The organism is Rhizobium sp. CB3060 (assembly GCF_025200735.1).
Lineage (GTDB): Bacteria > Pseudomonadota > Alphaproteobacteria > Rhizobiales > Rhizobiaceae > Rhizobium.
In genome coordinates, this window is the sequence record NZ_CP104158.1 from 3,511,879 (window position 1) to 3,526,800 (window position 14,922).

Annotated in this window: 12 protein-coding genes; 9 read left to right on the forward strand and 3 right to left on the reverse strand. The window is 55.6% G+C overall.

Translation table 11 applies throughout. The features are described 5' to 3' along the window. The first annotated feature begins 42 nt into the window (after positions 1-42). Genes N2601_RS16915 through N2601_RS16925 form a run of 3 tightly spaced genes read left to right on the forward strand, consistent with a single transcriptional unit; the run spans position 43 to position 1,542 of the window. Positions 43-303, forward strand: coding sequence for a helix-turn-helix transcriptional regulator (locus tag N2601_RS16915; RefSeq protein WP_260303213.1), 261 nt, complete (start codon positions 43-45; stop codon positions 301-303). Continuing rightward, positions 287-736: a hypothetical protein gene (locus N2601_RS16920; RefSeq protein WP_260303214.1), complete on the forward strand. Its 450-nt coding sequence runs from the start codon at positions 287-289 to the stop codon at positions 734-736. Before N2601_RS16915 ends, N2601_RS16920 begins: the two co-directional genes overlap by 17 nt. Continuing rightward, positions 736-1,542, forward strand: coding sequence for a hypothetical protein (locus N2601_RS16925; RefSeq protein WP_260303215.1), 807 nt, complete (start codon positions 736-738; stop codon positions 1,540-1,542). The genes N2601_RS16920 and N2601_RS16925 overlap by 1 nt, the downstream gene beginning before the upstream one ends. Positions 1,543-1,559: 17 nt before the next feature. Here the strand turns inward: N2601_RS16925 and N2601_RS16930 are convergent, their stop codons facing one another. Both N2601_RS16930 and N2601_RS16935 read right to left on the reverse strand, forming a co-directional pair. Further along, positions 1,560-2,114, reverse strand: coding sequence for a hypothetical protein (locus N2601_RS16930; RefSeq protein ID WP_260303216.1), 555 nt, complete (start codon positions 2,112-2,114; stop codon positions 1,560-1,562). 117 nt (positions 2,115-2,231) lie between these two features. After that, entirely contained in the window at positions 2,232-2,528 is a 297-nt protein-coding gene (locus N2601_RS16935; RefSeq protein WP_260303217.1) for a hypothetical protein, read from the reverse strand. A 53-nt stretch (positions 2,529-2,581) separates the two neighbouring features. Here N2601_RS16935 and N2601_RS16940 point away from each other — a divergent pair, with 53 nt between their 5' ends. Further along, complete coding sequence (locus N2601_RS16940) at positions 2,582-3,277, forward strand: hypothetical protein (protein WP_260303218.1); 696 nt, start codon at positions 2,582-2,584, stop codon at positions 3,275-3,277. A 14-nt stretch (positions 3,278-3,291) separates the two neighbouring features. Further along, positions 3,292-3,657 (forward strand): DUF3768 domain-containing protein, encoded by a 366-nt coding sequence (locus tag N2601_RS16945; RefSeq protein WP_260303219.1) that lies wholly within the window; start codon positions 3,292-3,294, stop codon positions 3,655-3,657. A 31-nt stretch (positions 3,658-3,688) separates the two neighbouring features. Here N2601_RS16945 and N2601_RS16950 read toward each other — a convergent pair whose 3' ends face one another. Beyond that, a complete protein-coding gene (locus tag N2601_RS16950; RefSeq protein WP_260303220.1) occupies positions 3,689-3,958 on the reverse strand; it encodes a helix-turn-helix domain-containing protein in 270 nt (89 codons plus the stop codon). Between the two features lie 138 nt (positions 3,959-4,096). Here N2601_RS16950 and N2601_RS16955 point away from each other — a divergent pair, with 138 nt between their 5' ends. The 4 genes from N2601_RS16955 (at position 4,097) to N2601_RS16970 (ending at position 14,793) form a co-directional block, all read left to right on the forward strand. Beyond that, complete coding sequence (locus tag N2601_RS16955) at positions 4,097-4,612, forward strand: DUF805 domain-containing protein (protein ID WP_260303221.1); 516 nt, start codon at positions 4,097-4,099, stop codon at positions 4,610-4,612. Then, complete coding sequence (locus N2601_RS16960; protein WP_260303222.1) at positions 4,609-5,109, forward strand: superinfection immunity protein; 501 nt, start codon at positions 4,609-4,611, stop codon at positions 5,107-5,109. Before N2601_RS16955 ends, N2601_RS16960 begins: the two co-directional genes overlap by 4 nt. A 108-nt stretch (positions 5,110-5,217) precedes the next feature. Continuing rightward, positions 5,218-5,379, forward strand: a complete 162-nt coding sequence (locus N2601_RS16965; protein WP_260303223.1) for a hypothetical protein — start codon at positions 5,218-5,220, stop codon at positions 5,377-5,379. A 2,169-nt stretch (positions 5,380-7,548) separates the two neighbouring features. Then, a complete protein-coding gene (locus tag N2601_RS16970; RefSeq protein WP_260303224.1) occupies positions 7,549-14,793 on the forward strand; it encodes a DUF4214 domain-containing protein in 7,245 nt (2,414 codons plus the stop codon). The last annotated feature ends 129 nt before the right edge of the window (positions 14,794-14,922 follow it).

The following is a 14,922-nucleotide window of genomic DNA, read 5'->3' on the forward strand; positions in this document are numbered from 1 at the left end:
TTTCATACTCCTCACATCGAATTCAGTGAAGGAGAACATTCGATGCAACGCAATATATGGGCCCTCGTGGGCGACTCTGACCGCGAGCAGCTTCCCTTTAAAATCACCGGCTTCGTTCGCCTTGAGGCGCTCGTCGGGCCACGCGGGATATTTCCGATTAGCCGTTCCACTTGGTGGAATAAGGTCCGCAGCGGCGAGTTCCCCCAGCCGGTGAAACTCGGACCGAGAACGACAGCTTGGCGCGTCAAAGACATCCTTGAACTTATCGAACGCTTTGAAGGAAAGGATGAAGCTCGTGGTTAAAAAGTCTAAAAATCGTTCGTCGAAGAAAAAGAAAAACAAATTTCGTCAGAGCTACGCCGCCAAGCATTACTCGGCATCCATAAATAACGCGATCATAGATCGATTAAACGCAATGCATGATGTCGATATGGAGCTGAGGGCAACATACAGAAATATAAGCCGTAGCGATGCTTTTGCTGCAAACTTCATTCAGGATATGGAAGAAATTCTTTCAAATACTTTCTGCAGTATCGAGGAATACGTGGACGATGATGAGGCTCACGTAGACAAAGCTGTGGCCGAGATCCGCAGTGCGTTGGGCCGGTTGTCCGGGCTGATCGAGCTTGGAACACCAACTCCTCGCGCGATGCGCAGAGAAATATCAAAAATCAGATTGGTCGTCGAAAATGAGCGAAGCCGTTACGACCGCGCGCCGACCCCGGGAGCATTATAATGACCATGAATAACAGGAAAGTAATATCAATGCCGGGCAAAAAGGCGACAGAAGGTGCCGAGCATCGGCATAAATCGGATAATCCGAATTTGATTGAGCAGCTTAATAGCCTGCGAGCAAAGCGTGCCAAGCGGCTAAAAATGAATCGCGCCGCACAGCGTCAGGAAATCGTCGATGCCTGCGAACTAGGAGTTTCGCTTATGGCAGACAGCGCAATGTGGCACGAATTCTGTGAGGCAGATTGGTCGGGTATACGAAATCCTCCCCAATTAAACGAGCGCCACAAAGCAGTATTCTTTGCGATTAAATACATGTGTGGACCTGGAGATGAAGCCCAGAGCGAAGCAAGCTTCTACTTCGGTGCGGTTGATGAACTTGTTCAACTCGGCGTCCTGGGGGATGAGCTTCGAGATGCTATTAAGCGCTACGGCCTCAAAAATTTGAACGACGAACGAAGAGCCCGCGCGAAGATGAAAGCACTGCCGCCCAGTGAAGATTCATCAATAGCGTGGGAAAAATATGATGCAATCTCACAAATCACGGCTCAACTAGCATCCCGCAAGCATCCAGATGAGAATAGGTTTTTGAAAGCTCTGCCTCATGAACAGAAATGGGAGCGGGAACATCCAACCAGATTCTGGTTCGACGTTCAGTTCCCTTTCGATCCGAAGAGTACTTTTGAAGAGCCGCTTCCTGATACGTTTATGTTGTATGTCAAGATTACGCGATTTGGGGAGAAATGCGCGATGGACGTACTGAAGTTCCAAAGACATAAAGAAAACCGCAGAATTGGACGGCCCATCTGAATAATGAAATGCCCGGCCTAACTGCCGGGCATTTCGCTATGGACCTTCGGCAAGACTAATATCGCGTCCTGACCAATCCGGCCCCGATCAACCTGCTTCAACGCGTATCTGATAGCCTCTCGTTCAGTGCGCTCGATCGGCACGACATGGAGGCGCAAAATCGGCTTCGTTTTACCGGCGTATTTGCCTTGGTGCTCTTCGAGATACGCGTGGAGCGCTACCTGCATCCGAGATCGGGGCGGCAATAGGAATATCCCGTGCCAGTGCTTTCCCTCGTTCACGGCGCTCTCCTCGACGGTCATCTTCAGATGACTGTGTACCGGCCAATCCGGCGCGGCTAGCAACCTCGGGAACTCGGTGTAAAGGTCGGCCTTGCGCGGCTTCCTTAGGATGCGTGTGAGGAGCTGTTTATAAAATTCCTCGATTGCGATGATCATCCTTTCGCTCGTTCGCCGTTCGCTTCCCATCATCTGATTGAACATGAACGTCAGCAGATACGGTTCATATCCTCCGTTCACCAGATTCATCGTCCATTCGATCCAAGCATCGAGGTATTCCTGTTTAGTTGGCATAGCCTGTTACTACCTTGTCCTATGGGTTGGTATTGGTTGGTTCTCATCGGTCAGGTTCGTTGACCGTGTCCTGTACTGCGAGGCTATGCAGGCATGACTTGCCCATATGCTTTGCCGTCATCCGACAAAGACATTCCAAGACTCGAAACTCGTGTTGGGGTTCCGGTGGCCATTCCTCCCTTCGCCCGCATCACGATATGCCCGCACATTCAATTCGCATCGGCTGCTTGCTCTTATGCCGCCAAAGGCTGCGATCATTCTGGATTGTTGCTTGGATTGGCTGGCTTGCTCGCGAGATAAATTGGCATCGCGCTTAAGTGCTTTACCGACGCCGGTTTCGATCCAGGCACGCGTTCGAATGGAACCCGTTTTGGGTATCTTACGCGCGGCGTCTGCAACCATCTGTGATTGCATGAAAAACGCTCCACAATTGACAAATTGAAATAATATCTATATAAATCAACGTGTTGCTGATCGGCGCACAGGCCATCGGCATTGCAGCACACCCCTTACACGGCCCCTGTTGCGGGGCCTTCATCATTTTGGAGATCCAGATGAACATGTCTGCGTCGACTGCCGCCGCTCGCGCTTCGCTACCCCATCCCATTGTCGTTTTTGGCCGTGATGACAGCGGCAAAGCCCACGCCTCGTATTTTTCCTCCGCTGACGGCCATATGGCGAAGAAGGCGGCTGGGCTGATGGGCATGTTTGCACTGCGCGCCGACAACGATCACGTCCGATCGCTGATCGGGAGAATTCCGAAGGGCAAGCTGTTCAGCAGTGGCAAGGCTTTCGTGCCCTTCGTGAAGCAGGATCTGTTCCAGCAGTTGGCTGATCAGTTGCCAGCGGAAGATCGGCAACGTCTCGATCAACCACGAGCCGCTGCTGCTGACGATGCCATCCCCGGCGATGTCGGCGACCTGAACTCCGCTGCCATGCCTGAAAAGCCCTCCCGCCTACCCGAGGATTGGTCGAAGCTGAAGGTCGGCAGCGTTGTCCTGGCGACCGAGGAGCCGCTGGAAGGATGGTTCGAAGCGACCATCATGGAGATGAAACCCAACGGTGCCCTACGACTGAAGTGGCGTGATTATCTCGACCTGCCCCCGTTCGGCCGCGCCGTTGAACAGGTCGCGCTGATTCATCCGAACTACGTTGAAGGCTGAAGTCCGAAATGCTGATGACCGCCAGCCCAATCGATCCTACAGACGCCGGACACACCGGCGTCACCACCAAGATCCGAATGTTGAACGATGCCTTTCGGCGCAGCCCTCGCCACGGAGGGTTGATGGTGACGGCGGGTGTCAGCGCCCTTAGCGCAGACCAACTCGTGTCGCTTTTTCGCGCCGTTCGCGATTTCGACAACTTCGATGCGGGTAACGATCCCTTCAACGAACATGACTTCGGTGCCGTGGACTTCGATGGCGCCACCTACTTTTGGAAGATCGACTACTACGATCTCGATCGCCGCTACGGCTCACCCGACCCGAGCAATCCCGACGTGACAAGCCGGGTGCTGACGATCATGCGGGCGGATGAGTACTGACAATGAGACGGTCAGGTATCGTGCTGTTGAGTCAGCCTTCCAGTTTTGGCTTTCGTCCGGCGCGCAATGGGGGCGTAGGTTTCGCATTCTTGGCAGGTTCGACAAACAGCTCGGCGACCTTTGCGGACAAAACCGAAGCCAAAGCATCGAGTGTCGCCACCGTTACGTTCTCTTCACCCCGCTCGACACGCCCGACGTATGCGCGGTCAATCGAAGCTTCCAACGCAAGACGTTCCTGCGAAATGCCCTTTGCGACGCGCAAGCGCCTCAGATTCCAGCCGATGATTTGCCGCGTGTCCATGGTGCAGAAACAGGCCACAGCACTTGCGGTTTAATCGACGGACTGTTGATCCATGATTTATTTTGTGGCACCAACTTTCACACAATCGAGAATTGGCGGCGATCGGAGAAACATCGCCTAAGACAAGAGGAAATCGAAATGAACGCATACCTTGATGGCATGAGGAAATACGCGACCTTCAGCGGCCGGGCGACGCGCTCGCAGTTCTGGCTGTTCACGCTGATGTTCGTAATCCTGGACGTGATCGGCGCTGTGCTTGACGCAGCCATCGGCACGGGGACCGCCAACGGACCAGGAGCTATCGCGGGGTTGGTAGTGCTGGTGCATGCCCTACCCTACATTTCGGTCTTCGTACGGCGTCTGCACGACATTGATCGGACCGGCTGGTGGTACTGGTTCGGTGCCGTGCCGGTTATCGGCTTCATCGTGCTGCTCGTCTTCATGTGCACGCAATCGACCCCCGGCGCGAACAGGTATGGCCCTCCCGCGGGCTCGTCTCCCGAACCGGCATTGGCAGGCGGTGGCTTGGCCTCTTCACCGGCAAAAGTCGAGCAACTGGAGAAACTTGCCAGCCTGCGTGCCTCCGGTGCCATTGACGAAGCCGAGTTTCAGAAGATGAAGTTTGACGTTTTGAGCGGGTCGGCCCGGTCATGACGACGAATCCTCGGTTGCCGTCGCTGCGCTTGGTCGAGCTACCGGTTCTTTCGATTGGCGCGGTGTCGGTTGCCACGCAGGCCCACGCGGATGATGACGGTTCGGTTGTCGCCGCGACGTTCCTGATCATCGGCCTGATTGCCACGCTGATTTACTTGATCCCGACGATTATTGCTTTTTGCCGCAGCCATCCGAACCGCTGGCTGATCGCCGTCATCAACGTCGCTTTGGGCGGAACCGGCATCGGCTGGCTGGGGGCGCTGGTGTGGGCCTGTTCGGCGGCTCACCTTAGCCCCACAGGCAGCAACGGTGGCGAGAGTGGGCTCAACCTGTTCGTCAACGACCCTCAGCGCGTGAAGATCGAGCCAGCGGGCTTACAAATGAGTTTCGATGACATTTCCGCGCAACTGCTTCGCCTTAAGCGCCTGCGCGATGGGGGCGCGATTACGCCGGACGAATATGAAGACCTCAAACAACCGCTGATCCGATCGCTTTAGTGCCATCGGCCGTCAACGCATAAGGGCGGCGCTTCCGCCGTCGAACTAGCCATCAATTGAAGAGTAGCGCACCCGCGTCGGCATGACGCGAAAGGAATGAATTGCACCATGCGCCTTTTAATAGTTTTTTTCTTTCTCATGATCCTGGCCGGGCTGGCGTGGTTCCAAGTCGACGCGAAGTGGCTGGCTTACATTCATGCCGCTGCCGCAGCAGCGCTCTTCCTGGCCTATATCGGCTATGTGTGGTCTCGGGATGAGGACGAAGAATAGCACTCAAGAACCGACCATCTTCAGGTGGTCATTTGGATCAACTGTGGGGACTTACCGTCCATTTCTTGCTGAAAAGTATCTTTTTCGCAATCGAATGCTGCGCTCGCTTGACTTGCAATAAAATGTCATTGTACGAATTCTCTGGTTGCGCCGTGGGGGCGAATTTTATGTTGCAAGCGACGTAGTCGTCGCCTGGAAGTAAGCATGTTGGCCGTCGGGGATTTACTCGGCTGGCATGATGTGAGGCGCTGGATTGGATAACTGTTTTGTTTTTGGACCGAGGAGCACCGCCGAACGCGTGTTCTTGCTGCTGAAGGCTTAGGCGTTCAAACACCATGGCTGACCGCTCCACTCGTGTGTATTGCTGTTACTGTTGAAATTTACGGACTAAGTGTCTGGTCTCTTTGGTCGTGACGTATCCCATGACTTCGTTAAATCTGCCGTGGATTGTTGGTCCGGTGCCGATCCTGCTTACGGTTTGGGCAATATATCCTTTTACGCTGCTTTATTTGCGTAGATCGGCGTTAAATGGAAGCAATATTTGCGCAACTTTCCTTTTGCCGTTGGCTTTTTTTTCTATAATTATTCCGGGCTATTATTCCAAATACGAAATAATATACCTTGTTTTATTGAGTGAGATTCTTACTTCGCTATCCTTTTTGGCGCTGGTGTTATTGGCCGCCTACAGGAATAGCGGAAGAGCGGAATTACAAGGAAAGATTTATAGTATTTCCGAACTGAAGTTGCATTTATTGGTATCCATTCCATCATTTATAGTCTTCAATTCTCTTATATCGTACTTCTCCGACGATCCGTGCGGTATAGCGAAATGTTTTGTGGTAGAAGGAATGTTCGGTCAGAAGTCATCCGCATTTGTACATGTCTATCTTGGCGGGTTGGTGGGATCTATTATCCTTATACTGATTATTATCTCAATTTACCAACTCGTCCGACGTAAGTATTCAAAGAAAAATTAAGGGGTGGAGAATGAGCGACGAAAGCACTTTCGGCTCTTTGTGGAACTCGGTTCCGGCAGCGAAAGTCAACGACTTCGCAACGTACGCACAATTGGCTATTGGCGCGACCCAGGTCGGCATTTCAGCCTCCATTTGGGGAACTTATGCAGTTGGGCCTGCGAGCCGCTTTCCTAATGTTAGCGCGCGAGTCCCTCAAATAAACAAGATGATAGCGTCGTCGAAGTTTGCCGACATTGCGAAATTTTCGACCAGTGAGCCGATCATCGCGAAGGCAATTTCGGTATCAAAGCTTGGTAAATTCGCGCTTCCCTTGACTGCGTTAGAGAACCTCTATGATCTGACACACTACTCAGGACCATCGCACTACACACGCTTTGCGGGAATCGTGACTGACGATGCGGCCGGTGTTTTGGCTACGGCTGCCGGCGTCTTTGTCACCTCCCTTGTTGCGGGGGCGGTTCTCGCGTCGCCGCCGGGGTGGATCGCGCTGGCTGGCGGTGTTGCTGCCGGTTTTCTTTATTCGCTGGAAGGCGGCACAACAGTCCGTGATGGCGTGACAAAACTTTTGGATAATGCCCTTGGTTGGACTCCGCCAACGCCGGGAGCTGTTCTCTCCGATCCAGACGGCGATGTTGACGATGATAATCATGATTTGGCCGTAGGAGCTGCGCCGGGCCAGCCATCACCAGGAATACCAGGGAGTGTACCCGCCGGGTCTCCAGGGGGAGCGTCATCTGTGCCTGGTGCTCCTGCTGGACAGCCGTCTGGCGTAGGTTCAGTTAAATATGAACCGACGGATCTCTCCAATCTAGCGAAAGCTCCCACACCGGTAAATCCGGTGATGCCGAGCGTACCGGCCAAAGCAGCAGATTTTTCTTCTGATCCTTTTCATGGTGTTTTTGGGCCGACGGACTCCTCTTCATCATACGGTGGTGGAAGAGGCGGCAGCGATGGTTCATCTAACAGCTCTGGCTCAGTTGGATCCGGCGGCGGATTTTCTGGCGGAACCGGCGGACAGCCCGGATCAAGTGGCTCGCATTCAGGCAGTGGCGGCTCGCACTCTGGCGGGGCGAGCGGGGGTGGCCGAGGCGCGAACGGTGGTTCGCCAACCGGCAATACGACGAGTGGCTCAACACATGAGCCTTTAGAGATATCGATTGGTTTCGATCGGGCAACGGGTGCCGTGCAATCCGTGCAGTCAAATAGGGATTACGGAAACGCGCTTGGTGCAGCAATTGGCGGAAACGACGAGGGAAGAGCGCTTGGCAGAAGTCTCGGCGGACATCCGGCTGAACCCGTTCTTCTTGATCTGTCCGGCAACGGCATCAACATAAATCCTCTTACGAGCTCTTCCCAATTTGTAGACATCAATGGTGATAGCTATCAACATCGTACAGCGTGGGCCGGCAACGGCACCGGCGTTCTGGTTTTCGATGCTGACGGTGATGGGAAGATCACCAGTGCAAAAGAATACGAATTTACCCAGTGGGACTCAGCAGCAACCGGCGACCTCGAGGCAATCAAAGACGTCTTCGATACCAACGGCAACGGCAAACTTGATGCGGGCGACGCACAGTGGTCGAAGTTTAAGGTCATGGTCAATGGCCAGCTTGTGTCGTTGGATTCGCTCGGAATTACCTCCATCGACCTGACGCCGAAGGGCAGCGGTCAGACGTTCAGCGACGGGTCTGCGATCACCGGTACGACCACCTATACCAAATCCGACGGCTCGACCGGGACGGTTGGCGACGCCGTTCTTGCCAGTGATTCCAACGGTTATATCGTCAACTCGGCCGTTGTCACGAATGTGGACTTGTCCAAGACGAACACTATTCTTGCCTACAATGCCGACGGAAGCTTGGCGTTTAGAAACATTGTGACCACCAGCGCCGACGGCAACAGCGTTCAAACGCAGTATGACGATGACGGCAATGGCACCTACGATCGATCGCAGACAGATGTGACGACTGTTGACGCCTCCGGCGTCCAAACCCGCGTCATCTCGAATTTTAATGCCGACGGCTCTCTGGTTGATAAGACGACCACGGTGACAAGCGCCGATCACCTGACGGTGACGACGTCGCTTGATCAAGATGGCGATGGCAAAATCGATCAAAGCCAGGTCTTCGTCACCAACGCAGACGGCTCGACATCGACGGCGGTAAAGGCGCTGAGTTCCGCAGGCACCGTGCTTGCTCAGACACTGGTGCAAGCGAGCGCCGACGGTCTGTCGAAGACGACCAAGACCGATATCAATGGCGACGGCACCTATGAGGATGTGGTCACGGACGTCACGGTGCTGTCAGCCGACGGCTCGCGCACCAGAACGGTGAAAGACAGCAGCGCCAACGGCGCGCTCCTTTCCAGCGTCATCACGGCGACCAGTGCAGACAATCACTCGAAAACCGTGACCAGCGATCTCGATGGCAACGGCACGGTCGACAGGACTGACCAGACGCTCACGACGATTGCCGCCAACGGCGATGTCACAACAGTGCTGACGGTGACCAATGGCGATGGCTCCGCTCGCGGAAAGGTAACCACCGTTGCGGCCGCGAACGGCCTGTCGAAGACGGTTTCAACTGACATCACGGGAGACGGAGTGGCGGACCTCGTCGACTCCGACATAACGACGGTCGCCGCTGACGGAACGCGGACGGAAACAGTTCAGGAAAAGAGCGCCAATGGCACGCTTCTGTCGAAGAGCGTCACCACCACCAGCGTCGATGGTAAGACAAAGACCATTTCTGTTGATGTCAACGGCGATGGAGCCGCGGATGCACTGACGTCCATCACTGTTGCGACCGACGGCTCTACCTCGCAGAGCGACAGCATATTGAACCCCAACGGCACGCTGGTTAGCAAAACCTTCACTGCCACAAGCGCCGATGGCCTTTCGAAGACCATCAGCGCCGACATCAATGGCGACGGCACTTTTGACAGGATTACGACGGACGCAATCGTAGCGGCATCAGGCGGCGGCCGCACGGAGACAGCGACGGTAAAGAGTGCCAGTGGTTCCGCGCTTGGCACGTCCGTTACCACCACATCGGCTGATAGCCTGACCCAAACAGTGCAGACCGATGTCAATGGCGACGGCGTTTTTGACAGGACTATCACCGACACCATTGTCCTGGGATCGGGCGGCACCCGCCAGGAGACCGTTGCAGCGAAGAGCGGCAATGGAACACTGCAGCAGCAGACTGTCACCCTCGTCAGCGCCGACCGCCAAACCACAACGGTGACGACGGACAGCGACGGTGACGGACATACGGACAACACGAGCGTCAAGGTCGTTGCTGCCAATGGCAGCCAGACGATCACGACAACGGCAACGAGCGCCGACGGCGTGCTGCACGCGAAGACAATCGCCACGATCAGTTCCGATGGTTTGACAACAACGATCGCCGGCGATCTCAATGGTGACGGAACGACGGATGTCACCACCGTCGACCAGACGGTCATCAATGCGGATGGCAGCCACACCGAAACGGTCACTACGACAAGCACAAATAGCACACTGCTCAGCAAAACGAGTTCCGTCGTCAGTGGCAACGGTCTTACGACGACCGTGCAGAAGGATGTGAATGGCGACGGTGTTGTCGACACAACAACCATCCAGGCGTCGATACTCAACAGCAATGGATCGACCACAACCACGACGTCCGACTATCTTGGCACGACGCTGGCGGATCAAACCAAGACTGTGACAAGTGCAAATGGCCTCGTGGTGACCACCTCCTACGACTACGACGGCAACGGCACATTCGACCGAGTGGCCACCTCCAGCAAGACGCTGAATGCCGATGGCTCAACGTCGGAAGCCGACTCGGTTAGGACCGCTGCGGGCACGCTGCTTTCGAACATGACTAGTACCGCGACGGCCGACGGCAAGACCGTTACAAGCCAGGTCGATCTCGATGGTGACGGCAAGAATGACGTGAAGACGACCGCCGTCATCGACGCCACCGGTCAGACGACGAAAACGGTGGAGACCTATAAGACCGGAACGACAACGCTAAGCAGCCGTGCAGTGACGATGGCCGCTGCCAATGGCTTGTCGGTTACCGCAAAATCTGATCTGGATGGTGACGGGGTCTACGAGCAGGTTCTCACCGATATCACGACGTTGAATGTCGATGGCAGCCGCAAAGAGGTTGTCACGCGGTCGACCAATACCGTACCGATCGAGCAGACAAGCGTCACGACATCTGCCAATGGGTTGAGCAAGACCACGGTAGCGTCCTCCGACGTCTACGGAGCGAATACCCGCAACGAAATTTATCGCCTCTATCATACTGTTTTGGGCCGGGATCCGGATCCCAGTGGCTTTGCCAATATGGCGAGCGGGTTTAATGCCGGCACAACTGCGGTTCAGATTGCCGCTGTAATGATTAATTCTGCTGAGTTCGCTCAAACATACGGCACGCTCGACAATACGCAATTCGTCACTCTTCTCTACCAAAATGCTTTAGGGCGTGCCCCAGATTCCGGAGGTCTCAATACTTGGTTGAGCCGCCTCAGCTCTGGCATGTCACGCGCTTCCGTCGCGCAGCAATTCGCGGATTCGGCCGAAGGGCAAACCTATATGGCGAGTGGGGCTCAGACCTGGGCGCTCATTCATCCAGCGATCATTTTCTCGGCGGTCAGGACGACCACGGATGTGACAACAATCAAAGCAGACGGTTCGTCAACCGAGGTGATCACAAATACGGGTGTTGTCGCCAACCAGACGACGACCACGACGAGTTCTGACGGCAAAACGGTCACGGTAACCCATGACATCGATGGTAACGGCGTTGTCGACCAGAAGTCCGTGACCACGAAGAACGCCGATGGCAGCGTAATGCAGACGCTTTCCGACCTGACCTCGGCAGGCGCAACCGCGCATACCAAGACGATCACCACCAGCGCAGACGGTCTCAACCAAACGGTCGGCTACGACACGGATGGCAACGGCGTTGCCAACAAGAGCGTGACCGATGTGACGACTCTTAATGCCAACGGCAGCAAATCGACGACGGAAAAAACCTACACAGCCAACAGCGGCGGCACGTTGATACTGAGCGCCGTCACGCAGACTGACACCTCAGCCGATGGGCTCACAGTCACCACGAAATGGGACCAGACGGGTTCCGGTACCTTCACCAAGAGCCGAACCGATGTGACTGTGCTCAACGCGGATGGATCGCGCACCGAAACGGTCAGCTACTTTACCGGGACGACGCTGACGAGCCGCTATCTGACGAAGACCAGCGCTAACGGTCTGTCGATCACCACACAATCGGATCCGAACGGCTCCGGAACATACAGCGAGACGTCGACCGACATCACCGTCATCAACGCCAACGGCATCTCGACTCGGACGGTATCCGATACCAAGGCTGACGGCTCGATCATCTCGACAATTACGACGACGACCAGCGCCGATGGCAGAGTGCTATCCACCAACGAACAGCGCACCGGCCTGGCCACGCAGAACGTCAGCGACACCATCGAGGTCCTGGCTGACGGCGCCATGCGCGAGACGGTCGTGACCTCGGATGCAAGCGGCAAGCTAATCGACAAGACCGTGACACTGACGACTGCGGACAAGCTCACGATCACCATCGACCGTGACGCCAACGGTGATGGGGTCGTCGATCAACATCAGCAGAGTGTTGTGGCAGCCTCGGGCGTCGTGACCTCAACAGTGACGGACTATAAGACTGCAGGTGTCATAGCCGATAGTTCGATGAGTACGAAATCGGCAAACGGCCTTCAGACGACGATCAACTGGGATCTCGACGGCAACGGCACGAACGATCGTCAGAGGGTGCAGGTCGACACAAATAATGCCGACGGCAGCAAGACGACGGTCATTTCCGACACCGATCTGACGACAGGCAAGCTGGCGACGAAGACGACGATCCAGTTGTCCTCCGACGGAACGGTTCGCACGATGTCGAAGGATGTCGACGGCGATGGCACGGTCGATCAAACCGAAACGCTGACGACGGACACGACGGGTGCCAGCATTTCGATCTTGACGAACAATACGACGGCGCGCTCGGCGACCTATCTGTTGTCCGGCCAAGTCTATTGGAAGCAGGCGGTCGCCGCCAAGGTCGAGACCGACAGCGCCGCCGACGGCATTACCAAGACTGTCAAATACGACTATGATGGCGACGGCATCTTCGAAGTCGTGATGAACTCGCAGCGTAAGGTCGATGGTTCTGTCGTCACGACTGTCAACGAGACAAATTCGGCGGGCACAGTCGTCGCAAAGGGCACGGTTACGAGCAGTACCGATGGGCTGATCACCGTCCTGAGCAAGGACTCGAACAACGACGGAGTCATCGATCACACCGAAACGTCCGTTACCCACAATGACGGTTCGATCACGCTGACGAAGGTCGACCGCAATGCCAGCGGCGCCGTCACCCAGACGGTCGTCGATACCGTCACGGCGCTTGGCAGTCTGTCGCTGCGGGTAACCAGCGACGGCCAGGGGCGAAAAACATCGCAGTTGGCGATCGCGGCCGACGGCAGCTCTGTTACCACGGCCTATGATGCCACCAGCGGTCAAACGCTGAGTGTTTCCAATGCGAACAAGGCTGGCATTCCGACTGGTGTGGTCCTTTACGATCCGCTGAATGCCAATCCTTGGACCAGGGACGAGCAGTCCTTCGATGCGACTGGCAAGAAGACACTCGAAAAGCAATTCAACGATGATGGCACCCGCACTGAGATCACCTTCTACACGCCGTCAGGTGCCCAGCAACATATCGACTATTTCAACACTGCAGGCGTCCGCACCAGTTCTGTGGACTTCGACGTGACCAATACGCAGGGCTGGTCCAGGCTGGATCGCAACTATGACAGTGCCGGACGGATCACCTTCCAAAGGACCTACAACGACGATAGTTCGCAAACCGCAACGACCTATGATGCGGCGAATACTCAATCATGGACCACTATCGTGCAGGATATCAATTCTGCTGGCCAGGTGCGTACGCAGGCGCAGGCCAACGACGATGGATCGCGGGATGTAACGACCTATGATTACAACAACGCGCAGCCGTGGTCGCGGCTGCAGCAGCATTTCGACTCCGCAAGCCGTCTGACCCAGCAGATCAATTACAACGACGATGGAACATGGGGCGTTTACACCAACGACGTGACCAACGCCGTTAGCTGGCAGGATTATATCCAGCTCTATAATGCCGTGGGTCAAAACTATTATGTCGCGCAAGACAACGACAATGGCACGCGTTTCGCGGTCACGTACGATGTGACCAATGTGCAGCCGTGGTCGCGTGCCGAGCAAAACTTCGACAGTGCGGCTCGGCTCACCAATCAGTCGAATTTCAACGATGACGGTACGCGCACCGCTTATACCTGGGATGTCACCAACGCGCAGCCCTGGTCGTACGTGGTTCAGGTATTCAATACGGCCGGCCAGATGGTGAATCAATACCAGTACAACGACGATGGCGGGCAGGTTCAGTACACCTTTGATGTCAACAATACGCAGGGCTGGTCCTATCTTGCGAATGCCTATACGGCCAGCCTGCAGCTCGCTGCTGCCTATGTTTACAGCGATACCCCTGGCAGGCTGACCGTTACGAACTATGACTACGCCAATAACCAGCCTTGGACGACGCTCGTTCAGAATTACGTGAACAATGTCATCAACACGGCTACCTCCAACAATGACGTCGGCGGCTACACCAATTACCAGTACAACAGCTCCGGTACGCTTGTCTCCTGGCAGCGTTACGCCTATCAAGGCGGGGGAGGACAGACCAATCTTGTGATGGTCGATCAATGGCCGACCCCAACCTCCAGCCACCGGCCGGTGCTGCTTGATCTCAACGGCGACGGTCACGTCGATCTGCGGCCGCTCGATATCAACGCGCTTGCGACGGGCTCCTCCGTCACCTTCGATTGGAATGGCGATGGTGCTCGCGATGGGACGGCGTGGGTCGGATCACAGGATGGCTTCCTGGCGATCGATCTCGGGCAAGACGGTCAGGCAGGTCCGGATGGTGTCATCGACCAGGCGAAGGAACTCTCCTTCTCGGCTTGGGCCAGCGATGACCAGGTTGCTGCCAACGGTGGATCGGTGTCGGATCTCGACGGCCTTCGTCTGGTCTTCGACAGCAACCACGACAATGTCCTCGATGCGAACGACGATCGCTGGAGCGAGTTCCGCGTTTGGCGCGATGCCAACCAGAATGGCGTTACCGATGACGGTGAATTGCTGACCATGTCCGATGCCGGGATCAAGCTCGTCAATCTGCTTCCGACAACAGACGGCAGCCAGTCGTTCGCCGACGGATCGGCGATCACCGGCACGAGCTCGTATCAGACCACTGACGGCACGTCGCGCTATTTGGTAGGCGATGCGACGCTCGCCTATCAGGCGGCAATTTCGCGGCAGAACGCCGCCTGAGGGTAGTTCATCCATCGATGATGCCGAGCCTTTCAACAGCTCGGCATCGCCACCTGTATCGCGTGAGCCTACTTCACAATGGACAACACTGCCCTCGCTGAAGCGCCCGCAGATGTGCAGAGCGCTTTT

Bases quoted from the DNA above. Each gene is read 5' to 3' on its own strand.
- N2601_RS16915 (WP_260303213.1), top strand. From the start codon at position 43: ATGCAACGCAATATATGGGCCCTCGTGGGCGACTCTGACCGCGAGCAG.
- N2601_RS16920 (WP_260303214.1), top strand. From the start codon at position 287: ATGAAGCTCGTGGTTAAAAAGTCTAAAAATCGTTCGTCGAAGAAAAAG.
- N2601_RS16925 (WP_260303215.1), top strand. From the start codon at position 736: ATGACCATGAATAACAGGAAAGTAATATCAATGCCGGGCAAAAAGGCG.
- N2601_RS16930 (WP_260303216.1), bottom strand. From the start codon at position 2,114: ATGCCAACTAAACAGGAATACCTCGATGCTTGGATCGAATGGACGATG.
- N2601_RS16935 (WP_260303217.1), bottom strand. From the start codon at position 2,528: ATGCAATCACAGATGGTTGCAGACGCCGCGCGTAAGATACCCAAAACG.
- N2601_RS16945 (WP_260303219.1), top strand. From the start codon at position 3,292: ATGACCGCCAGCCCAATCGATCCTACAGACGCCGGACACACCGGCGTC.
- N2601_RS16950 (WP_260303220.1), bottom strand. From the start codon at position 3,958: ATGGACACGCGGCAAATCATCGGCTGGAATCTGAGGCGCTTGCGCGTC.
- N2601_RS16955 (WP_260303221.1), top strand. From the start codon at position 4,097: ATGAACGCATACCTTGATGGCATGAGGAAATACGCGACCTTCAGCGGC.
- N2601_RS16960 (WP_260303222.1), top strand. From the start codon at position 4,609: ATGACGACGAATCCTCGGTTGCCGTCGCTGCGCTTGGTCGAGCTACCG.
- N2601_RS16965 (WP_260303223.1), top strand. From the start codon at position 5,218: ATGCGCCTTTTAATAGTTTTTTTCTTTCTCATGATCCTGGCCGGGCTG.